This is a genomic window from Limnohabitans sp. 2KL-3 (assembly GCF_001269405.1).
Lineage (GTDB): Bacteria > Pseudomonadota > Gammaproteobacteria > Burkholderiales > Burkholderiaceae_C > Limnohabitans_A.
Genome location: NZ_CXON01000002.1, coordinates 258701 through 280290, shown reverse-complemented (window position 1 = coordinate 280290; position 21590 = coordinate 258701). Strand labels below are relative to the sequence as shown.

Annotated in this window: 19 protein-coding genes and 2 tRNA genes; 10 read left to right on the top strand and 11 right to left on the bottom strand. The window is 54.0% G+C overall.

The annotated features are described in order from the left end of the window. Positions 1–11 precede the first annotated feature (11 nt). The 7 genes from pth to AMM41_RS03655 all read right to left on the bottom strand — a co-directional run bounded on the left by pth (position 12) and on the right by AMM41_RS03655 (position 5814). Entirely contained in the window at positions 12–647 is a 636-nt protein-coding gene (pth, locus tag AMM41_RS03685) for an aminoacyl-tRNA hydrolase (protein WP_089953113.1), read from the bottom strand. A gap of 119 nt (positions 648–766) precedes the next feature. Next, positions 767–1396: a 50S ribosomal protein L25/general stress protein Ctc gene (locus tag AMM41_RS03680; RefSeq protein WP_089953111.1), complete on the bottom strand. Its 630-nt coding sequence runs from the start codon at positions 1394–1396 to the stop codon at positions 767–769. Between the two features lie 99 nt (positions 1397–1495). Continuing rightward, positions 1496–2473 (bottom strand): ribose-phosphate pyrophosphokinase, encoded by a 978-nt coding sequence (locus AMM41_RS03675; RefSeq protein ID WP_194944597.1) that lies wholly within the window; start codon positions 2471–2473, stop codon positions 1496–1498. 41 nt (positions 2474–2514) lie between these two features. Then, positions 2515–2591, bottom strand: a tRNA-Gln gene (locus tag AMM41_RS03670). Between the two features lie 34 nt (positions 2592–2625). Continuing rightward, positions 2626–3471 (bottom strand): 4-(cytidine 5'-diphospho)-2-C-methyl-D-erythritol kinase, encoded by an 846-nt coding sequence (gene ispE / locus AMM41_RS03665; protein WP_089953108.1) that lies wholly within the window; start codon positions 3469–3471, stop codon positions 2626–2628. 49 nt (positions 3472–3520) lie between these two features. After that, complete coding sequence (locus AMM41_RS03660; protein ID WP_228769079.1) at positions 3521–4075, bottom strand: outer membrane lipoprotein LolB; 555 nt, start codon at positions 4073–4075, stop codon at positions 3521–3523. Continuing rightward, entirely contained in the window at positions 4072–5814 is a 1743-nt protein-coding gene (locus AMM41_RS03655; protein ID WP_194944596.1) for a tetratricopeptide repeat protein, read from the bottom strand. The genes AMM41_RS03660 and AMM41_RS03655 overlap by 4 nt, the downstream gene beginning before the upstream one ends. Before the next feature lie 70 nt (positions 5815–5884). Here AMM41_RS03655 and mutM point away from each other — a divergent pair, with 70 nt between their 5' ends. Next, positions 5885–6700, top strand: a complete 816-nt coding sequence (gene mutM, locus AMM41_RS03650; protein WP_089953103.1) for a bifunctional DNA-formamidopyrimidine glycosylase/DNA-(apurinic or apyrimidinic site) lyase — start codon at positions 5885–5887, stop codon at positions 6698–6700. Further along, the gene (gene mutY, locus AMM41_RS03645) at positions 6685–7725 is read left to right on the top strand and encodes an A/G-specific adenine glycosylase (protein ID WP_089953101.1); all 1041 of its coding nucleotides are present in this window, start codon (positions 6685–6687) and stop codon (positions 7723–7725) included. Before mutM ends, mutY begins: the two co-directional genes overlap by 16 nt. Positions 7726–7816: 91 nt before the next feature. Here mutY and rapZ read toward each other — a convergent pair whose 3' ends face one another. Genes rapZ through AMM41_RS03630 form a run of 3 tightly spaced genes read right to left on the bottom strand, consistent with a single transcriptional unit; the run spans position 7817 to position 11265 of the window. Then, a complete protein-coding gene (gene rapZ / locus AMM41_RS03640; RefSeq protein ID WP_089953099.1) occupies positions 7817–8680 on the bottom strand; it encodes an RNase adapter RapZ in 864 nt (287 codons plus the stop codon). Then, entirely contained in the window at positions 8677–10368 is a 1692-nt protein-coding gene (gene recN, locus AMM41_RS03635; protein ID WP_089953097.1) for a DNA repair protein RecN, read from the bottom strand. Before recN ends, rapZ begins: the two co-directional genes overlap by 4 nt. A gap of 3 nt (positions 10369–10371) precedes the next feature. Beyond that, entirely contained in the window at positions 10372–11265 is an 894-nt protein-coding gene (locus AMM41_RS03630; protein WP_089953095.1) for an NAD kinase, read from the bottom strand. 28 nt (positions 11266–11293) lie between these two features. Here AMM41_RS03630 and hrcA point away from each other — a divergent pair, with 28 nt between their 5' ends. The 5 genes from hrcA (at position 11294) to AMM41_RS03600 (ending at position 14975) form a co-directional block, all read left to right on the top strand. Then, positions 11294–12298 carry a heat-inducible transcriptional repressor HrcA gene (hrcA, locus tag AMM41_RS03625; protein WP_089953093.1) on the top strand — a complete coding sequence of 335 codons (1005 nt, stop codon included), beginning with the start codon at positions 11294–11296 and terminating at the stop codon, positions 12296–12298. A gap of 35 nt (positions 12299–12333) precedes the next feature. Beyond that, positions 12334–12410: transfer RNA gene (locus AMM41_RS03620), tRNA-Ile, on the top strand. Between the two features lie 112 nt (positions 12411–12522). After that, entirely contained in the window at positions 12523–12939 is a 417-nt protein-coding gene (locus AMM41_RS21740; protein WP_194944595.1) for a hypothetical protein, read from the top strand. 379 nt (positions 12940–13318) lie between these two features. After that, the gene (locus AMM41_RS03610) at positions 13319–13843 is read left to right on the top strand and encodes a hypothetical protein (RefSeq protein WP_089953089.1); all 525 of its coding nucleotides are present in this window, start codon (positions 13319–13321) and stop codon (positions 13841–13843) included. Between the two features lie 607 nt (positions 13844–14450). Then, entirely contained in the window at positions 14451–14975 is a 525-nt protein-coding gene (locus AMM41_RS03600; protein ID WP_089953085.1) for a hypothetical protein, read from the top strand. Positions 14976–15133: 158 nt separating this feature from the next. On the opposite strand, the gene AMM41_RS03595 is transcribed toward AMM41_RS03600, so the two are convergent. Continuing rightward, positions 15134–16093 carry a tripartite tricarboxylate transporter substrate binding protein gene (locus AMM41_RS03595; protein WP_108376898.1) on the bottom strand — a complete coding sequence of 320 codons (960 nt, stop codon included), beginning with the start codon at positions 16091–16093 and terminating at the stop codon, positions 15134–15136. A gap of 202 nt (positions 16094–16295) precedes the next feature. Between AMM41_RS03595 and AMM41_RS03590 the strand changes: the two genes are divergently transcribed. Genes AMM41_RS03590 through AMM41_RS03580 form a run of 3 tightly spaced genes read left to right on the top strand, consistent with a single transcriptional unit; the run spans position 16296 to position 21587 of the window. After that, positions 16296–17975: a hydantoinase B/oxoprolinase family protein gene (locus AMM41_RS03590; RefSeq protein WP_089953083.1), complete on the top strand. Its 1680-nt coding sequence runs from the start codon at positions 16296–16298 to the stop codon at positions 17973–17975. Beyond that, positions 17972–20098 (top strand): hydantoinase/oxoprolinase family protein, encoded by a 2127-nt coding sequence (locus AMM41_RS03585; protein WP_089953081.1) that lies wholly within the window; start codon positions 17972–17974, stop codon positions 20096–20098. Before AMM41_RS03590 ends, AMM41_RS03585 begins: the two co-directional genes overlap by 4 nt. 10 nt (positions 20099–20108) lie before the next feature. Beyond that, the gene (locus tag AMM41_RS03580; protein WP_089953079.1) at positions 20109–21587 is read left to right on the top strand and encodes an aldehyde dehydrogenase; all 1479 of its coding nucleotides are present in this window, start codon (positions 20109–20111) and stop codon (positions 21585–21587) included. Positions 21588–21590 lie beyond the last annotated feature (3 nt).

Here is a 21590-nt window from a genome sequence, read left to right as displayed (position 1 = left end):
GGCAGCCCGCCTCATTCTGCGGTGGGTACGTCTGGCGCAGGCGCTTTGACCGGCCGGGGCGGTTTGGGGCGTGGTGGCTTGCTGGTGTGGATGCGCACCATGGCCTTTTCCATGTCACCCGACAAGAGCAGCGGCAAAGCTGCTACAGAGCGGTGGATGCTGTCGTCGATGGCTTTGCGGTGTTCAAGCATGGGCTTCTTTAAAACCCAGCTGACCACTTCGGCCTTGTCGCCCGGGTGGCCCACGCCAATGCGCAGGCGCCAGTAATCGGCGGTGCCCAACTGCGCATGGATGTCGCGCAGACCGTTGTGCCCCGCATGGCTGCCACCCAGCTTGAGCTTGGCCTCGCCCGGTACGATGTCGAGTTCGTCGTGCGCGACCAAAATTTCTTGTGGCTGAATTTTGAAGAACCGAGCCAGTGCGCTGACCGACTTGCCCGACAGGTTCATGAAGGTCTGGGGTTCGAGCAGCCACACGTTTTGACCGTTGACGGTGGTGCGAGCCACCAGACCGTGGTAGCTGCGCTCAGGCACCAGTGAGACCTTGAGCTCTCGGGCCACGGCGTCAATCCACCAGAATCCGGCGTTGTGGCGGGTGTCGTCGTATTCACTACCCGGGTTACCCAGGCCAACGAAGAGTTTGATCATGGGGGTTCATTGTCCTTGGTGAAGCATTCATGGGGTCGGATCAACAGCACCGGTGCCAAGCAAAAGGCCCGCTTGCGCGGGCCTTTCAAAGCAGGCTGGAGAGCCCTTAGACACGAAGATTACTTCTTGCCTTTGCCTTTGCCCTTGGCAGCTGCAGGAGCAGCGGCCACAGGTGCGACCACAATTTCTTCAACAGGTGCGACGGCCGTCACAATGACGGGGTTCTTTTTGCCATGGGTCACAGGCTTGCAACCTGTTGGCAAAGTGATGTCGTTCAAATGCAGTGACACGCCTTTGGTCAGACCTTTGAGGTCCACGGCGATGAATTCAGGCAAGTTGGCAGGCAAGCAAGCCACTTCGATTTCGGTCACCACGTGGTTGATCGTGCACTTGTCAGTCTTGACGGCTTCTGACTCTTCTTCACCGCTGTAGTGCAATGGCACTTTCATGTGCAAAGTGGTGTTGGCATCGACGCGTTGGAAGTCGATGTGTTGAACCAATTGCTTGTAGGGGTGCATTTGGTAGTCACGCAGCAAGACTTTGCTGGACTCACCATTGAACTCCATGTCCAGGATGGAGGCGTGAAACGCTTCTTTTTTCAAGGCGTGCCACAAAGCATTGTGGTCCAGTTCAATCAGCTGAGGAGCCGTTGTGGAACCATAAACGATGCCAGGTGTGCGACCGGCGTTGCGGAGACGGCGGCTCGCACCCGTGCCCTGCTTGGAGCGCTCAAAAGCGACAAATTTCATACATTTCTCCTTCTAGGGTCCACCGCGACCAGTGCGACCCTGACTCAAAAAAGCCAGCCAGTCTTGGAAGACGGCTGGCGACTGTGGGCCTGTGACCGATCAGGCGTGATCAGAAAACAGGCTCATCACCGATTCACCGTGGGCAATGCGGTTGATCGTTTCAGCGATCAATGGTGCCACGGAGAGTTGGCGAATCTTGGAACACGCAGCCGCTTGTGCCGACAAGGGGATGGTGTTGGTGACCACAACCTCGTCGAGGGCTTCGCCTTTGGCGATGCGGTCGATGGCTGGGCCCGAAAAAATGGGGTGAGTGCAGTAAGCGTAGACTTTTTTTGCGCCACGCTCTTTGAGCACTTCTGCGGCTTTGACCAAAGTGCCCGCCGTGTCAATCATGTCGTCCATGATCACACAGTTGCGTCCATCGATCTCGCCAATGACGTGCATCACTTCGCTGACATTGGCTTTGGGGCGACGCTTGTCGATGATGGCCAAATCACAACCGAGTTGTTTGGCCAGAGCGCGGGCACGGACCACGCCACCGACGTCGGGTGATACAACAATCAGATCGTCGTAGTTTTGCTGGCGCAAATCGCCCAGCAAAACTGGGGACGCGTAAATGTTGTCAACCGGGATGTCAAAGAAGCCTTGGATTTGGTCGGCGTGCAAGTCCATGGTCAAAACGCTGTCAACACCAACGGCTTGCAGCATGTTCGCCACCACTTTGGCCGAAATCGGCACGCGCGTCGAGCGTGGACGACGGTCTTGCCGGGCGTAACCAAAGTAAGGAATGACAGCGCTGATGCGTCCAGCCGATGCACGTTTGAGCGCGTCGACCATGATCAGCAATTCCATCAGGTTTTCATTGGTGGGTGCACAGGTGGACTGAACCACAAACACTTCGCGTGCCCGAACGTTTTGCTTGAGTTCGACAGTGACTTCACCATCGGAGAAACGTCCTACATCAACAGCGCCAAGTTGCGTACCCAAGTGCTTGGCGATTTCGGCAGCCAAAACGGGATTGGCATTACCGGTGAACAGCATGAATTCAGGGGGGAGCGGGGCAGGCTGCATGTGCATTCCAGCGATCAGAAAAAAGGGCCTGTACGAATGAACGTATTTGGCAGGGGAAGAAGGACTCGAACCTTCGAATGCCGGAATCAAAATCCGGTGCCTTAACCAACTTGGCGACTCCCCTACACGGGTTAACCGCTGGAACAGCGATCAACCGATCAACTTTCGCTGGATGCCCAACCTGATAAAGGATGAACTTCCATATTGCTGCAAAACCGGCTGAGAAAATGATCAGGTACTGTCACTTTCTTGGTGTTGTCCTTGCAAAGGGCAAACACTGCGCTTCCGGAACCCGTCATTCTAGCTTGTAATCCGTGATCGTTGAGCAAGAGAATTGCCTGACCGATACCGGGGCACAAGTTTTGTGCAACGGCTTGCAAATCATTGTGACCGAAGTCATATGTCTGTGCAGCGAAGACCGAAATTGTAGCAGTGTTTGTGTCACGTTTAAGATCTGGATGCGCAAATATTTGAGAAGTTTCAAGACCAGTTGGGGGCTTGATGACCCAAAAGTGGGCTGCAGGCAAATCGATGGGGGTGATTTTTTCTCCAATCCCCTCGACCCAAGCGTTGCGACCTCGCAAAAAAAATGGCACATCGGCACCCAGTTTCAGGCCCAGTTGCTCAAGTTCGGACAGATTCAGCTTGAGTTTCCACAAGCGGTTCAAGGCCAACAGGCAAGAGGCAGCGTCGGAAGATCCACCGCCCATGCCCGCTTGCGCAGGAATTTGTTTTTCAACGGCGATGTGAACCCCATCGGTGCATCCGGTGTGGTTTTGCAGCAAATGCGCAGCGCGGGTGATCAGGTCATTGTCTGGCAGTGCCATCGTGAGATCCTCACGACTGATGCCGCCGCCAGGCCGCTTTTCAAAATGCAAGGTGTCGCACCAGTCGATGAGCATGAAAACCGATTGCAGCAAGTGGTAGCCATCAGGTCGGCGGCCTGTGATGTGCAAAAAAAGGTTCAGTTTGGCCGGGGCGGGCACATCGTAGAGCGATTTCATGAATGGATTATCACCATGCTGGGTGTGCTCGGATGATGATGGTTTGTGCTCAGCGGTCCAAGGCGATGCGCAGCAAAGCCCCTGGGACGGGCTGTTGGCGCACAGCCGTGATTTTGCCTTGAGCGTGTCCTGATAAATCCACTTGCCAGCCCGGTGCCTCAGCCGGACGACCTGCAAGCCATTCAAACAAGGCCGCAATGGGCAACTCGGTCCCTGTTAATCGAGCCCCTAGGCTTTGCAGATTGTTGCTTTGAGTTTGCTGCTGTCCTTGTATCAGTTGCGCACCCTGTGCGGACCATTTGAGCAAGGCCAAGGTGGTTCCGATGGGGCTGAGCAAAACAATTTCACCTGTTTGGGCCGAGCCCTGCAATTCAAAACTGGCGCTTAAGGTTTCGGGGGGCTCTTTGAGAACTTCAATGGCCAAGCGTCCTGACCAGTAAGCGTTGGCGTCTGGTGCGCTCAAGCGAGGGGTCGAGCAGCCCGTGGCCAACAGGGCCAAGACCAGCGTTGCAGCCCATGTACCTCGCTCCAGCTGCCAGCTTGGCCTGTTTCGACCAGAAACAAGTTGTGTGCCCACCGCTGGCCAAGTTGCCTTGTTCATCATGGCTTGAAATCAAAGCGTTTGAGGGTTTCAACCAGTGTTTCGTTGTCGGCTTTGAGCAAAAGGCCTTCGCGCCAAATGGCTTGAGCTTCTTTTTGTTGACCCATGCTCCAAAGGACTTCGCCCAGATGGGCCGCAATCTCGGCATCAGGGCGGGCTTTGTAGGCGGCCTGCAAAATGTCCCGAGCTTCGCTCAACTGGCCTTGGCGAAAAGCCACCCAGCCCAGACTGTCTTGAATATAGGCGTCGTTGGGAGAGAGCTTCAGGGCTTTCATGATCAATTGCCGGGCTTCGTCGAGTCGAACGTTGCGGTCGGCCAAGGAATAGCCCAGGGCGTTGAAGGCATGGGGGTCTTGTGGTTTGAGCTGCATCAGCTCGCGCAGCAGGCTTTCCATTTCGTCAAAGCGCTTGAGCTTTTCAGTCACCATGGCCAGCTCGGACAGCAGTTCGCTGTTGGGGGCGTTGGCATTCATGGCTTGTTTAACGACGGTGTAAGCTTCATCAAACCGTTTGTTGTCACGCAGCCAAACCGACTGAACAAGGGCTTTGCGAATGGCTTGTTCGGTGTTGGTGGTTTTGATTTGGGCCAATACTTGGCGTGCTTCCTCGCTGCGGCCTTGTTGGCTGAGCAAGTCGGCCTGACGGCTGGCCAGTTTGATGGGGTCGGCCGCGGCAGGAACTTGACTCAGCCACTGCGCTGCTTGGTTCAATTGACCCAAGCGCTGGGCTATTTGTGCCAAGGCCATCAAGGCCTCGGACAATCTGGCTTGTTCATCCTTGTCTTGACTGCTTTGGACCAATTGAACGTATTGGCGCAGTTTTTTTTCGGCTTCGGACCATTGGCTGTTTTCTTGGAGCATCAAACCGTGTACCAGCCAGGCTTCTGAAAAGGTGGGGTGTTCTGCATTCAGGCGCTTGAGCTCATGCAAGGCTTGTGCTTGTTGGGCCTGACCGATCAGGTGCCTGACGTATCCAAGTCTTAATGGCGGCTGAACGTCGCCTTGCATGGCCTGTGCCAAAAATGGCGACATTTCGGCAGGGGTTGAATTGGCCAGGCTGAGCGCCAAAATCAGGGGCGCAGAGGCCTTGGCATCTGCGGCGTGGCCTTGGCGTGCTGCTTCTATGGCCAAAGGGAGTTGACCTGAATCGCGCCGCATGCGGCCAATGGTGGTCCATGTCGTGGCTGCGGTGCTGCTTTGTTTCAAGGCAAAAGCCAAGGCTTTTTCAACAGTGTCTGCCGCCATTTGTTTGTCTTGCACCCTGGAAAAAACCCGGGGCACAGACGCAATGGCCATGCTTTGTTCGACTTCGGGCAGTTCTCGGATGGAGTCGGTCAAGGCCTGTCCCGCTTCGTCAACTTTGTTCAAGGCGAGCAAAATTTGCAACACATAGCGGTTGGCTTCGGTGGCTTGGGGGATCGCTTTTTTCCATGCCTGTGCGGCTTGAAGGGCTGCATCGCCTGATCGCGACTGCAAAGCCAGATCGACGGCTCGCTGAAACAGCCGGGGGTCGTTGGTTTTGCGTGCCGCATCCAGAATCAGAGAAAAACCACTGCCTGGCGAGCCGCTGCGCACATTCAATTCACCCAGCAGCAATTGGTAAAACAAAACAGCATCAAGGGCTGATTTTTGCGCGGGGTTTTCGGCCGCGGGGGTTGCGGGTGGTGCGGCGGGTGTGGCCGGTTGTGCCCATGCGCTCAAAACGCAAGAGGAGATGACGGCGAGTCGAAACCAGAATTTCATGGCTTCATCATAATCGAGCAAGCCGCTGGCTTGAGCAGCGTCAAACAAGCCCCTTTTTGCCCCCCAGCCTATGCCTGAACTCCCCGAAGTAGAAGTCACCCGTCGCAGTTTTGTCGATCGCATTGCTTCAGCCCGAATCTTGGCCCTGCACATGGGCAAGCCACTGCGCTGGCCCTTGGGTGTGCCTGCGCTTCACTTGGTGGGAAGACAGGTTGTGGGGGTGCGCCGACGCGGTAAATATCTCTTGCTTGATTTGGACCAAGGCTTGTTGCTGCTGCATTTGGGCATGTCCGGTAGCCTTAACTTTGCGCCTGCGCAGCCCGAGCCCGGCGTGCACGACCACATGGACTTGGTGACCGATCGGGGGGTGTTGCGTTTGCACGACCCGCGCCGCTTTGGTGCAGTGGTCTGGGCCCCGTCTGAAGACTCACCTCAAGCGCAGAAATTGCTGGGACGTCTGGGTGTCGAGCCCTTGAGTGCCCAGTTTGATGTAATCGCTTTTGCGCTGGCCCTTAAAAAACGTCAGTCGGCCATCAAACAGGTCTTGTTGGCGGGTGATGTGGTGGTGGGTGTGGGCAATATTTACGCTTCTGAAGCTTTGTTCATGGCGGGCATTCGCCCTACGACCAAGGCCGCGCGTTTGTCTAAACCGCGTGTGGCCCGCTTGCACGCCGCCATTGTCCAAGTGCTGAACCGAGCGCTGGAGCAAGGCGGCAGTTCACTCAAGGATTTTGTGAGCGCCGAAGGCCGCACCGGCTACTTTCAGTTGGAAGCCGCTGTTTATGGCCGGGCGGGCGAACCTTGCCGACGCTGTGCTGCACCCATCAAGTCCATGCTGCAAGGCCAGCGCACCACCTTTTATTGCCCAACATGCCAGAAACCGTGACAACTTTGCCTGAAGATTTTGCCCGCCGCATGGTGGCGTGGCAGCGACTGCACGGGCGGCAAAGCCTGCCCTGGCAAAACACCCAAGACCCTTACCGCGTTTGGTTATCCGAAATCATGTTGCAGCAAACGCAGGTGAGCACGGTGTTGGATTATTTTTCGCGTTTCTTGGTGCGTTTTCCGGACGTGGCTGCGTTGGCAGCCGCGCCGCAAGACGATGTGCTGGCTCTGTGGAGTGGCCTGGGTTATTACAGCCGTGCCCGCAACTTGCACAAATGCGCCCAAGAGGTGATGGGGCGTTTTGGCGGGTCATTTCCGCGCCGCGCCGACGATCTGCAAACCCTGCCCGGCATTGGCCGATCCACAGCGGCAGCGATTGCGGCGTTTTGCTTTCAAGAACGTGTGGCCATTTTGGATGGCAATGTCAAACGCGTGCTGACCCGTGTGCTGGGTTACGGCGATGATTTGGCTGTGGCCAAGAACGAAAAAACCCTTTGGGCGCTGGCGCAAGACTTGTTGCCCACCCAAGCTGCCGACATGCCGCGTTACACCCAGGCCCTGATGGATTTGGGGGCCACCGTGTGTTTGCCGCGCAAGGTTCAGTGCGAATCCTGCCCTGTGCACGCTGTGTGCCAAGCCAAAGCCCGTGGCGAGCCGCTGGCCTATCCCGTCAAAACCCGCAAACTCAAACGCAGCAGTGCCACGCTGTGGTTACTTTGGGCTGTTAATGAGCAAGGGCAGGTGTGGCTGCAAAAGCGCCCGGACACCGGTATTTGGGCCGGTTTGTTCAGCTTGCCGGTGTTCGACTCGGAAACGGATTTGTTGGCCGCCTGGGCGCAAGGCACGCAGCTTGATTACAGAACACCCTGGAAGCATGTGTTGACCCACCGCGATTTGCATTTGCACCCGGTGCGCATGCTTGGGTCTGCGGCATCCAACCCGGCTTGTGCCGGACTGTGGGTGGATGCCCATGCCTGGCCCGCGATGGGTTTGCCAGCGCCGATTCGAACCTTGCTGATGGATTGACCCATGGCATGTCGGCGACCTGTGCCTGGCCTGTATTTGTGGCAACCCGCTCCTCAGGTGAGCCGCAATAGGGATGTGCAAATGAGTTGAGTCAGAGCGCGTCCAGCTCTCGGTGTCGTTTGAGGGTGAGCCACCGTGTGCCGAAGTTTTGCACCAGTTGCTCCACCATGAACACCGAGCGGTGTTGCCCTCCTGTGCAGCCGATGGCCACCGTCACGTAACTGCGATGGTCACGCTCGATCGCCGGAATCCAGTGTTTTAAAAACCCCTCGATTTGCAATTGCATTTGAACAAATTCTTCCGACTGACGCAGGTAAGCCTGAACAGGCTCGTCACGTCCCGTCAGGGGCTTGAGGGCACTTTCATAGTGAGGGTTGGGCAGCATGCGCACGTCAAACACATAGTCGGCGTCGGTGGGAATGCCGCGTTTGAAAGCAAAGGATTCAAACACCAGAGTCAGCTGCGCCGATGGGGCGCTGACCAGCGTTTTGATGTAGGTCTGAAGTTGAGCCGAGCGCAGCAAACTGGTGTCGATGACGTGGGCACGCTCTCGCAGGTCAGACAAGAGTTCGCGTTCGAATCCGATGGTTTCCACCAGTGCTTTGTCGTTTTGAGGTTTGTCGCCTCCTGACAAAGGGTGCTTGCGGCGTGTTTCCGAATAACGCCGCTGCAAGGTGTCCGATGAGGCGTCCAGGAAGACCGACTTCACAGTCATGCCCATGTCGCGCAACAAGGCCATTTGCTCGGGCAAGAGGTGCAAGGAGTTGGCGCTGCGCACGTCAATCGCAATGGCCAGTCGTTGTTCCTTTTGTTGTTGTTCGAGCTTGACAAAGGGGATCAACAATTCGGGTGGCAGGTTGTCGACGCAGTAATAGCCCGCGTCTTCGAGTGCGTGCAGCGCCACCGATTTGCCTGAGCCGGACATGCCGGTGATGAGGATGATGTCCATGTTCAGCGTTGAGCGGCCTTGCGGCCCATGATTTTGGTGGGGTTGCCGAGCATTTCACGGGCATGTGCCAAGGTGGTCGCCGATAACTTTTCTCCGCCCAACATGCGAGCGATTTCGCTCACGCGCTCATCGCCGCTGACGCCTCGCACTTGGCTGCTGACTTGGCCCTTGGCGGCGGCTTTACTGACCAACAGATGGTGGTCAGCGCAGGCGGCTACTTGGGGCAGGTGGGTGACCGCCAGCACCTGACGGTGTTGGCCCAATTGCTTCATCAAGCGGCCCACGGTTTCGGCCACGGCACCGCCCACACCAGAGTCCACTTCGTCAAAAATCAAGGTACCTGCTTCGCCCAGTTCGCTGGTGGTCACTGCGATGGCCAGTGCAATGCGTGAGAGTTCTCCACCCGAGGCCACTTTGCCCACAGGTCTTGGCGTGCTGCCTTCGTGCCCGGCAACGAGAAAACTGACCTCTTCCATGCCGTGCTGCGCGAGTGTCTCCAAGGGTAGCAATTGCACCTCAAATCGCCCCCCCTGCATGCCCAGTTGCTGCATCGCACTGCTGACCGCCTGAGCCAGTGGTTTGGCCGCTTGTTGACGCTGACGCGAGACCGCTTTGGCCGCTTGGGTGCAGGCGTTTTGTGCAGCCATTGCGGCTTTTTGCAGACTTTGCAAGTCGGCAGCAGCATCGAGTTGAGCCAACTCTTGACGCCAAGCCTGCAGTGACAGTGGCAGTTCGTCAGGTGTTTTTTTGTAACGCCTGGCCAAGGATAACCAAAGGCCCATTCGCTCATCGAGTTTGGCCAATTGTTCGGGGTCCAGATCGGTTTTACGCAAATACGCATGCAGGCTATGGGCCACGTCTTCGGCTTGTGCCAGAGCTGAAGCCAGGACATCGGCCAGAGCGCTGAACTCAGGCTCGACGGGGCCAAGCGATTGCAAGGCCTGGATGGCACGCGACAGCTGCCTGAGTGCGCCACCTTCGCCGTCGTTTTCTTCACCTTCGAGCAAGACAGTGCCCAAATTGGCCCCATCCAGCAGGGCTTGAGCGTTGGCCAGTCGGCCATGCTGGGTGCTCAGCTCCTGCCATTCATCCACTTGGGGATTGAGTTTTTCCAGTTCACCGATTTGCCAAGCCAGTCGTTCGCGCTCACGGGTCAGGGTGCTTTGAGCTTGTTGCGCATCGGTCAGAGTTTGCTGGGCTTGTCGCCAAGTGTGCCAAGTGGTTTTCAGGGGGCGGGTGTCAATGCCCGCATACGCATCCAGCAAGCCCCGCACCGCATCGGGGCGAGTCAGGCTTTGCCAGGCGTGTTGCCCGTGGATGTCCAACAGTTGCTCGCCCAGTTCGCGCAGCTGTGTTGCGGTGGCAGGGCTGCCATTGACCCAGGCGCGGCTTTTGCCCGAGGTGTCGACTGTGCGGCGCAACAACAAAGATACATTCGTTTCAAAACCAGCCTCCTCCAGCCAAGACTGGATGGCGGGGGTGGGGTCGAATTCGGCGCAAACTTCACAGCGGCTTGCACCTTCACGGACCACGCCAGATTCGGCGCGAGCACCCAAGGCCAGCTGCAGTGCGTCAATCAAGATGGATTTGCCGGCACCGGTTTCACCCGTCAAAACGCTGAAACCACTGGCCAGGTCCAATTCAAGGGATTGCACGATCACAAAGTCGCGCAAGGTGATGTGCGTCAGTGCCATGTCTCAGTCGCCTCCATTCCAATGCATTTTCTTACGCAGGGTGTCAAAGTAGTTCCAACCTGCGGGATGCAAAAAGCGCACCGTGTGCTCAGAGCGCTTGACCACAATCCGATCACCCAAAATCAGATCGGCCAATGACTGCATGTCGAAATTGGCGCTGACGTATCGCCCGGCCACGATTTCGATGCTGATTTCAGACGACTCGGGCAGAACGATCGGCCGGTTGGACAAGGTGTGAGGTGCAATGGGTGCCATGACCCACCCACCAATGCCAGGGTGCATCAAAGGCCCGCCCACCGACAAGGAATAGGCGGTGGAGCCTGTGGGGGTGGCGATGATCAGGCCGTCGGCGCGTTGGTTGGACACAAAACGGCCATCGACCTCGACCCGCAACTCCACCATGCCCGAGGTGCCACCCCGGTTGACCACCACGTCGTTCATGGCCAAAGCGCTGAACACGCTGCGTTGGTCACGCATCACATGGGCTTGCAGCAGGCTGCGGTCTTCGGTTTGATAGTGGCCTTGCAGCATCGGCAACAACACATCTTGGTAACTTTGTAGCGGGATATCGGTGATGAAACCCAGTCGACCTTGGTTGATGCCCATCAAAGGCAGATTGAATCGGGCCATTTGCCGACCAATGCCCAGCATGGTGCCGTCACCCCCAACCACGAGCCCCAGATCACACTGCTGGCCAATGGCAGCCATGTCGAGCATGGGGTGTTGGTTCAATCCGGTGTGCAAAGCGGTTTCTTGATCCAGCACCACGTCACAGCCTTGCCGCGTCAGAAACTGGGCCACGTCGTCCAAAGCCCGGCGAGAACTCTCCAGTGCCCCACCGTGGGCGGTGGTGTGGTACTTACCAAAAAGTGCAACATGACGGAACTTGGATTTCATCTGCAAATTACATCATTAAAATGTGTCTATGCTAGATGATCGTGCCAAGTTATTGCTCAAAGCGCTGGTTGAACGCTATATTGCGGACGGCCAACCCGTGGGCTCGCGCACGCTCTCCAAAGCCTCTGGCCTGGACCTGTCGCCCGCCACCATCCGCAATGTGATGTCCGATCTCGAAGAGCTGGGCCTGATCGCCAGCCCGCACACCTCGGCAGGGCGCATCCCCACCAGTCGTGGCTATCGTTTGTTTGTGGACACCATGCTCACGGTGCAACGCGACGGCTTGGATACGCCTGCGCTCACCCCGGATCAGCCGCAAAAAGTGATCGCCAGTGCGGCCAATTTGCTCTCCAATTTGTCGCATTTTGTGGGCGTGGTCATGACCCCCCGCAGGCCTTCGGTGTTTCGGCACATTGAATTTTTACGCCTGTCCGAGCGGCGTTTGCTGGTCATCATTGTCTCGCCCGAGGGCGATGTGCAAAACCGAATCCTGTTCACCGAGACCGATTACTCCCAAAGCCAGCTGATTGAAACTTCTAATTTTTTGAACAGCCATTACGCTGGCATGGCCATTGAGCAGGTGCGCAGCCGGGTGCAGCAAGAGCTTGTGAGCCTGCAAAGCGAAATCGCCACGCTGATGCAAGCGGCCGTTCAGGTCAGCAGCGAGGCTTTGGCCGAAGACCAGAACGAGGTGGTGATTGCCGGCGAGCGCAACTTGCTGTCGGTCAGTGACTTTTCCAGTGACATGGGGCATTTGCGCCGTGCTTTCGAGCTTTTTGAACAAAAAACCCAGTTGATGCGTTTGCTGGACGTGTCCAGCCAGGCCGAGGGCGTGCGCATTTACATTGGCGGTGAAAGTCAGATCGTGCCCATGCAAGAGCTGTCGGTGGTCAGCTCGCCTTATGAGGTGGATGGCCAAGTGGTGGGCACCTTGGGCGTGATCGGCCCGACCCGCATGCCCTATGACCGCATGATCCAGATCGTCAACATCACTTCGCGCTTGGTCAGCAATGCGCTGAGCCAGTCCAAATAAACGCCCGCCAGGCCACTACAATCACGGCTTCGGTGGGGGCGTTAGCTCAGTTGGTTAGAGCAGAGGACTCATAATCCTTTGGTCCACGGTTCAAGTCCGTGACGCCCTACCATTTAATTCTTCAAGTCACTTTGTACAACGCTACAAAGTGACTTTTTTATTGGGCGGTTCCAAGTTGGCACACGCTGCCAGTACAGTAGTTCCACGCTGCGGGGCTGTGTTCTATGACTGAACGCCACACTGACGCACCGCTGGCAACTGACGCAGCCGCCGTCAAAACCAGCAAGCAACGCACCATTGACGCACTGACAGCAGCATCGCCCAGCGTCCTGCTGCTGCGAGACGGTGAGTTGGTGCTGTATCGCCGCACACGCAGTCTGCTTGACCAATGCCGCTTCAAGTTGGCAGACGGCAAGTGGCACAGATTCTCAACACGCCGTGCCAGTTTGGAAAACGCCATGGCTGCTGCCTGGGATAGGTATGACGAAGCCAGATACCGCCAGCGGCTGGGTTTAGCACACAGAACGCCTGCTGAAAGATACGTGGTGCGGTACAGAATCAATGGGCATAGAGGCCCATTTGCTGATGAAACTTGGAATGCCACATGGACAGAGGCGCCCGTTACCTGCGGATTTTTGTGAATGGCAATACAAATCATCGAAGCTCAAGGCCAAGGACGAGGCAGTTGACGAGATGAAGCAGACACACGCATGCTACGTGTGCATTGACGAGGCGTTGTTTGAAACAACATTCACTCAGCTGACGTCCTGCAAGTTTTTCCGTTTCTGTGAAGGCTTTCAACGACCAAGTTTGAACAGAGCCTTGAAGCGGTCAATCCGTGGCATTACATTGGTCAATAACTAAAATTAAAAATAGTATTTATATATCTATATAAATATTTTTATAAATATAAATTAAACATAATTTAATATTAATAGTTAATGTTAACATATAATTTTCTAGCATCAATGATGATAGGCAGGTTGACTGGAATTGCAGTTTTGTCTTAAAATTTGGAAAATGAACAAAACCAAACCGCTTATTTCCGCACAGGAGTTAGATGCACTGATTGGAGGATGGGGTTATTCATCGAGCCCCGCGATGGTTGATAAATTTTTTCCAATTCGAATTGTTTTATTAATCACCTTGGGTGCTATTGCCTCTTTTAGCTTGCTTTTTTTTACAGATAATATTTTTCAAGCTTTACATAATAATTCTGAAGCTACTTATATTAAAAGATATATGTATTTTAGAGGATGGTTTATGTTGATTTTTTTGATGATTGGATTCAATGCTTATCGAACGGGTAAATATGTTGCAATTAACTTTTTTATCATATTTATATTGGCGGCAATGAATTTTATATCTGATTTGTTCATGGTCTATCCTTCAAGATTGCAAAATATCACACCAGACTTTACGCTTATTTTACTCGGTCGCATAACGCTATTGTGGTTTTTGTTCTTAGGTGTTAAAAATGCGTCGCGGATACCGGAAAAAGGCAGTCGATTTGATGTTCTATTACCGTTTAGACGTGAAATTTAGATGTACATACTCGGAATGAGTTTCAAAAAATTCGCAGACCACAAATAAGGGGACTTGAACAAGTGTGAGACCAATGGCAGTGTCGAATGCGCACTTGTGGTGCGCACGAGTCGGTTCCTGATGCAGGTGAGCCTGCTGGAGATCAAGTCCGCCATTTCGTCCGATATGCTGCTGGGTTACTCTGACAAGCCTACTTACGTTGCTTTGCTGCAGCGTCCGAAAATCCTATCAATACCCAAGCCCGGGCAATGGCGATGCACAAAGAATGGAACGAGCGCACAGGATTTACTGTGTACTTTTTAAAACATAAGCCCGAGGGAAATGATCTCAACCGAGCAAATGAATGGCTTCATCCCACGGACGTTGCCTTCTAGGTTGACAGCCAAGGCGAGCTGGATGCGATTGCAGATGAGTTCAACAACCGCCTGCACAAAGGCTTGGGCGGACGATCATCGCTGTCTATTTGCAGGGAGCTTCCTCTGAATACACCACGATCATTGATTGAAACTCAAGGGTGAAGTGCTACACTCCAGCTTTGAATTCGTCGTTTTTGCTGATTCTTCTCATTGCTTAAATTTAAGTATTAAAAATAAAAAGTAGCAGACATATGAAAGAAAATAAACCACTTGTGAGTGCTCAAGAGCTAAATGCTTTAATTGAGGGCTGGGGAGAAACAGCGAATCAGCAAATTGACAAGTTTTACCCTTTGCGTTTTTGGCTCATAGTTTCAATTGCATTTATTTATGCATTCAACTTGTTGTTTACCCCAAATGAAATTGCATCAAGACTCTCCAATGAGCCTTTGGAAATTGCAAGGTTAACTAATTTTCTTTATTTCAGAGGCTGGTTCATAATTTTGGTGACAGCAATAGCAACCTATGCGTATCTCAACAACTGGTATATCAGTATTGTAATTTTCTGTATATTTTTGATATCGTCAGTGAACTTTATCTTTGACTTTTTTACTGTGTACAATGGTCAAATTGGTACGCCAACTACTTTGTTGACTGCTATATTGTTGTTGCGTATATTTATCTTGTTGTTGCTCTTTTTCAGTGTTAAAAACTTATCTAAAATACCAGAAAAAAAAGACAGAATGAACATCTTTTTGCCATTTGGCAAGAAAGAATGAAATAGTGGATTCGAGTAGAAATTTCAACACTGGGCGGATAAAAAGTGTAGTGCAACACCTCTTATCAGGTCTTGAATCCAAGCCGCTTTATGAACAGTTGATTCGGCCTCTTGAATGCAGGTTCTCCACATCTTGGAGCGATGGATCTGAAAGTCGATTCAGTCCATCTTGGCCCCGGACTTGATGATCACCTGCTCCCATTTGTCAATTTCGGCCTTCACAAAGGCTTTGAAATCTTCGGGGCTGCTGCCAACGGGTTCGGCGCCTTGTGCCTCCATTTTGTCTTTGATGTCTTGCGTATTGATGGCCTTGATGGTGGCGTTGTACAAGGCATTGACGATGTGCGCAGGGGTTTTGGCGGGGGCAAACAGACCATTCCAACTGGAGACCTCAAAGTCCGCAATTCCAGCCTCTGCCATGGTGGGAACATGGGGCAAAGTGCCCATGCGTTTTTTGCTGGCCACCGCGATCACATTGAGCTTTCCACTTTTGAGATGGGGAATGGCTGATAAGGCGGTTTGAAAGCTCATTTGAACCTGTCCGCCCAGCAAATCAGACATCGCAGGCGCTGCCCCTTTGTAAGGGACATGGATCAAATCAATGTTGGCGCGAAGTTTGAGAAGTTCGCCTGCCAAGTGTGGCGATCCGCCGCTCCCACTGGATGAGAAAGCCATTTTTCCTGGGTTTTGCTTTGCCAGGGCCACAAACTCGCGCAGGTTTTTAGCTGGTACTGAGGGGTGCAATGCCAAAACCGAAGGGGCAGTCATGGTCTGGGTGATGTGGATGAAGTCCCGCATGGTGTCATAACCGAGATTTTTGTAGGCGGTCATGTTGGTGGCGTTGGCGATGGTGCCCAACAGCAAGGTGTAGCCATCGGGCGTGCTGCGCGCTACAAATTCCGAGGCAATGTTGCTGCCTGCCCCCGCACGATTTTCAACAATCACAGCTTGTCCGAGCGTTTCCTGAAGCTTGATAGCAATGCTTCTGGCCACGATATCGGTGGCACCACCGGGCGCGTAGCCTACGATCAAACGGATGGGTTTATTGGGGTAGCTCGCATCTTGGGCATGGGCAGAAAATGCCAAAAGCCCCAACAAAATTGCCCAGAAGCGATTCATAAAATGACTGTCTCGTGGTGTGTAAATTTAGCCGCCAGTGTAGGTAGAGAGTGAGCCAGTCGGCAAGGGTTTGAACATGGGTGTTGACCCTTATGGGACAGAGGACGACTTTAGCCTGTCGCTAAATGAGACTTTGTGATTGCCCAATGGTCCAGGTTCAGGTGGTTGGTCACAATCAAAAAAGCAATTGATTGGGTGATCCATGGGAAAAAGCATCAGCGCACTGCAACTTGGAATTGTTTGGCAACGTTTGACGGGGCTGATGGATGAGGTCGCTCAAACCTTTGTTCGCACTTCGTTTTCAGTGGTCGTTCGTGAAAACTGGGACTTGGCCTGTTCATTGATGGATGCCAACGGCAGGGTGTTTGCGCAATCATCCCGTTCTATTCCCTCATTTTTAGGAACCATGCCACGAACTCTGGCCGCCATGCTGGAGCGCTATCCCAAACACACGCTGGAGCCTGGTGATGTCTTGATTTCCAATGACCCATGGTTGGGTACTGGACATCTGAACGACATCACCATGGTTCGGCCAATTTTTCGCGGTGTGGAGTTGGTGGCATTTGTGGGCTCAACCTTCCATACGGTTGACATTGGTGGTGCCCCCAATCCTTTTGCCAAAGACGCCTATGAGGAGGGCTTGTGCATTCCTGTTCTCAAAATTTGCAGACGGGGTGAAGAAAATTCGGATGTGGTTTCTTTCATCAAAGAAAACTTGCGTGAGCCTTTGGAAACCCTGGGTGACATCCGTGCGCAGTTTGCCGCTTACGAGTTGGCTCAAATCAAATTGTTGGCCTTGCTGCAGCAAGAAAAAATCGACGATTTGGCGGCGGTGACAGATCAGATCTTGTTGCGTTCAGAAAACAGCATGCGAAGAATGCTGGAATCCATGCCCGATGGGGAGTTCGATGACCAGGTCATGGCAGATGGGTTTGAAAAATCATTGTTGATTTGTTGCAATGTTCGGAAAAAAGGCTCCGAGTTGGTGATCGATTATTCAGGCACGGATGCACAAATCGATAAGCCGATCAACTCTGTGATGAATTTCACTTTTGCTTACAGTGCCTATGCCGTCAAGTGTGCATTTGATCCCTCATCCCCCAACAACGATGGTGGACTGCGTCCCTTGACCATCTTGGCACCGGAGGGCTGTTTGGTGAATCCAACACGGCCGGCGCCCGTCTGGGGTCGGCATCTTTCTGGGCACTATTTGCCCTTTGTCATTTTTGGAGCGCTCTCCAAAATGATGCCCAACAAAATCATTGCGGACAGTGGCTCACCGATTTGGAATGTCTATTTCAAAGGGGTCGATCGATCCAAGCGTAAGTTTGTGAAAATGTTTTTCATGAGCGGTGGTTACGGTGCCAGAGCCAACAGCGATGGTCCTGCTTGTTTGAGCTTTCCGACCAATGTCGCCAACAGCCCGATAGAGCAATTTGAAAATCAGACGCCCATGCTGGTGACTGAAAAGAGTTTGCTCGTAGACAGCGGAGGGGCAGGTCTGCACAGAGGTGGACTGGGGCAGCGGATTTCTTTCAAATCGCTGTCGCCTGAGCCTTTGGCCTTCATGATTCGTCATGAGCGGGTCAAGCATCCGCCTCGGGGCTTTCTGGGTGGACTCGATGGGGCAGCGGGGCTTGATTTATTGGACGGTGTGAAAATTCCCGCTAAATCGGTCATCAGCATGCAAGAGGGGCAGGTCGTGACTTTTGAAACCCCTGGTGGGGGTGGTATGTCACCCGCTCATCTGCGTGAGCGTTCTGCGGTCCAAAGAGATTTGATCGATGGCGTAGTTTCAGTTGCAAGCGCGCAGCAAGATTATGGTTTGTCTGAGTCCGAAATCAAACAAATGCTGATTGCAAACAAAGGCAAATTGTCATGAGCAGTGAACCGAAGGTCATGAAGGGCCCCTTCCGTATTGGGGTGGACATTGGGGGAACATTCACCGACTTGGTCATGATTGACTCGCAAGGTCTCTTGGTTAACGAAAAGGTATTGACCACACCGCATGACCCCTCTGAAGGGGTGCTGACCGGGGTTGCCCTGATCACGAAAAACAACGGCGTCTTACCCGAGCAAGTGGAGAACATCATTCATGGCACCACGCTGGTCGCCAATGCATTGATCGAACGAAAAGGTGTGGTGACCGCATTGGTCACCACACAGGGGTTTCGGGATGTTCTTCAAATTGCGCGTGAATGGCGCTACGACATCTATGATTTATTTTTAACGCCAGTCGAGCCTTTGGTGCCGCGATCACTTCGCTTCGAGGTCAATGAACGGGTCGCATTTGATGGCGCCGTGGTGGTGCCACTGGACGAAGCTGCGCTTGAGCCCATTGCACGGCAAATCCGGGAGGCCGGTGCCCAGGCGGTCGCGATTTGTTTTCTGCATGCCTTCCGGCACGATGCCCATGAATTGAAGGCCAAGGAAATATTGCAGGCGCTGCTGCCCGACGTGACCATTTGCATCTCCAGCGAAGTCATGCCTGAAATTGGCGAGTATGAGCGGACAGCAACGGCAGTGTGCAATGCGTATGTGCAGCCCCTGTTTGAAAAATACATCTCTGGTCTGATCCAGGGTCTCAAAAGCATGGGTATTCAGAAGGACTTGTACCTCATGCAATCGGACGGTGGAACGGTCCATTACACGACGGCCATGGCCTATCCGATTCGACTGGTGCAATCGGGTCCTGCCGGCGGCGTGCAGGCCACGTCATTGATTGGAAAAATGGCTGGCTTGAAAGATGTTCTGTGTTTTGACATGGGGGGTACGACCGCTAAAGCGTGTCTGATCAATGGCTCTGAGTCTCAGGTCATCAACGATTTTGAAGTCGCTCGCTTGCAGCGTTTTCGCAAAGGCAGTGGCATACCTCTGAAGGTGCCGGCGATCGACATGATTGAGATTGGCTCAGGCGGCGGCAGTATTTCCCGGGTCAATCAATTGGGCTTGATCCAGGTCGGTCCTGACAGTTCAAGTGCCGTTCCCGGTCCTGCCTGTTATGGGCAGGGTGGACAAGATCCGACGGTCACAGACGCTGACCTGGTACTGGGGTATTTGGATGCGGGGTCATTTTTGGGTGGCGACATGCCCTTGGATCTGACTGCAGCGAGCCGAGCGATCGACACTCAGATCGCGCAGCCATTGTCATTGGCCATCGTTGATGCGGCATTTGGCATCCATGAAACCGTCAATGAAGCCATGGCCCAGGCGGCCAGCATCCATGCTCTGGAAAAGGGACTCAAAGCGTCCCATTACGCCATGGTGCCCATCGGTGGTGCTGGTCCTGTACACGCTTGTCATGTGGCCATGAAACTGGACATGCGGCACGTTCTCATTCCACGAGGTGCTGGTGTGGCATCGGCCTTTGGATTTTTGGCATCGCCCATGTCATTCCAGTTTGTCCAGGCACAGATCTCAACCTTGACGCTACTCGATGCAGACAAAGTCAAAGAGTTGGTGGACGGTTTGCACAAGAAGGGCATGGCGATGATGGCGCACTCTGGCCTGACATCGGACCAGTGTCGTGTCAAGGTCAGTGCAGCCATGCGCTATGTGGGTCAAGGATATGAAGTAGAGGTGCCCGTGGACATGGCCTCGCCACTGGGTAGTTTGGTGACCAGAATGGCGCACGGTTTTTCTGAGTGTTACCAGCACTTGTATGGCCGTACCGAAAAAGACACGCCCGCCGAAGTGGTGTCATGGCGTGTGGTTGTGCAGGGGCCTTCCCCCGATTTGCTGCAAGTGGCAGATTCGCTGGATGAGACGGCCTTACACCAAGCTGCCCATGCACTCAAAGGGCACCGCCCCGTCTTTTGTGTCGTGAGAAAAGAATTCGTGACCACACCTGTGTATGCCCGTCATTTGCTGGCTGTTGGCGCTGTTTTGGAAGGCCCTGCCATCATTGAAGAGCGCGAATCAACGGTGGTTATTCCCCAAATGGCCCGTGTCACTGTTGATGCGCATTTGAACTTGCGCATTGACCTTCCCCTTCAGTCTTCTTGAAAGCTGGTAAATGAAACGTTATTCGATGTTCATTGACGGGGAGTGGGTCAATCCCTTTTCCGGGCGTTGGCTGGATTCAGTCAACCCTTATTCGGGTGAAAAATGGGCTGAAATTCCTCTTGGAAATCAGCAAGACGTTGACCAAGCCGTTCAAGCGGCCGAGCGGGCCATGCGCCAGGGTACCTGGTCGCGCATGACACCCTCTCAGCGCGGTCAGGCCTTGGTGCGCTTTGCCGATGTGCTGCTGGAGCATGCGCCACGGCTGGCTGAAATTGAGGTGCGTGACAACGGAAAGCTTTACGCTGAAATGAGCAACCAGTGTAAGTATTTGGTCGAGTGGTTTCGCTATTTTGGCGGTCTGGCAGACAAGGTACAGGGGACAGTGCCGCCCATTGATAAACCGAATGTGCTCAATTTCACGCGTTACGAACCCATCGGCGTGACGGCCTGCATCACGCCCTGGAATTCACCTTTGCTGTTGTTGGCATGGAAGGTTGCGCCTGCATTGGCCGCAGGCAATGCGGTGGTGATCAAGCCCTCCGAATACACCTCTGCTTCCACGCTGGAGTTTGCGGCTTTGGCAGCCCAGGCGGGCTTGCCTGCAGGGCTGATCAATGTGGTCACCGGTTTGGGGGCGGATGTGGGCGAGGCCTTGGTCACCCATCCCTTGGTGCGCAAAGTGGCCTTCACGGGGGGGGAGTCAGGTGGTCGACGTGTCAATGTGGCTGCAGCAGCGGACTTCAAACATGTGACCTTGGAGCTGGGCGGCAAGTCGGCCAACATTGTTTTTGAGGACGCCCGGATCGAGGACGCCCTGTCAGGGGCGATTTCGGGCATCTTTGCAGCCAGCGGTCAAACCTGCATTGCAGGCTCTCGCTTGCTGGTCCACGAATCGATCCATGATGTTTTTGTTGAAAAGTTGGTGGCATTGGCCAGCACCGCGCGATTTGGCGACCCCATGTCGGCAGATACACAACTCGGTCCCATCACCACCGAGCAGCAGTACCGCAAGGTGCTCGATTACATCGAGATTGCCAAAAATGAAGGAGCGCATTGCGTGATGGGCGGGGCGGTTGCTCAGGGGCCTGAAGGTGCCAAAGGATTCTTTGTGCAACCCACCATTTTTGTGAACGTGACGCCCAACATGCGCATTGCGCAGGAGGAGGTGTTCGGCCCCGTACTGAGTGTCATCAAATTCAAGGACGATGACGATGCTGTTCGCATTGCCAATGGCACCCAGTATGGCTTGGCAGCAGGTGTGTGGACTGAAAATTTGCGCCGAGCCGTTGACATGTCCAACAGGCTGGTGGCGGGGACCGTCTGGGTCAACACATACCGTTCGACAAGTTACACCTCACCCTTCGGTGGTTTCAAGTCTTCCGGAATGGGGCGAGAAAACGGCTTGGATGCGATTCATGATTACTTGCAAGTCAAGAGCGTTTGGATTTACACCGGCGGGCCTGCCGCCAATCCGTACATCAGGCGATAAAGG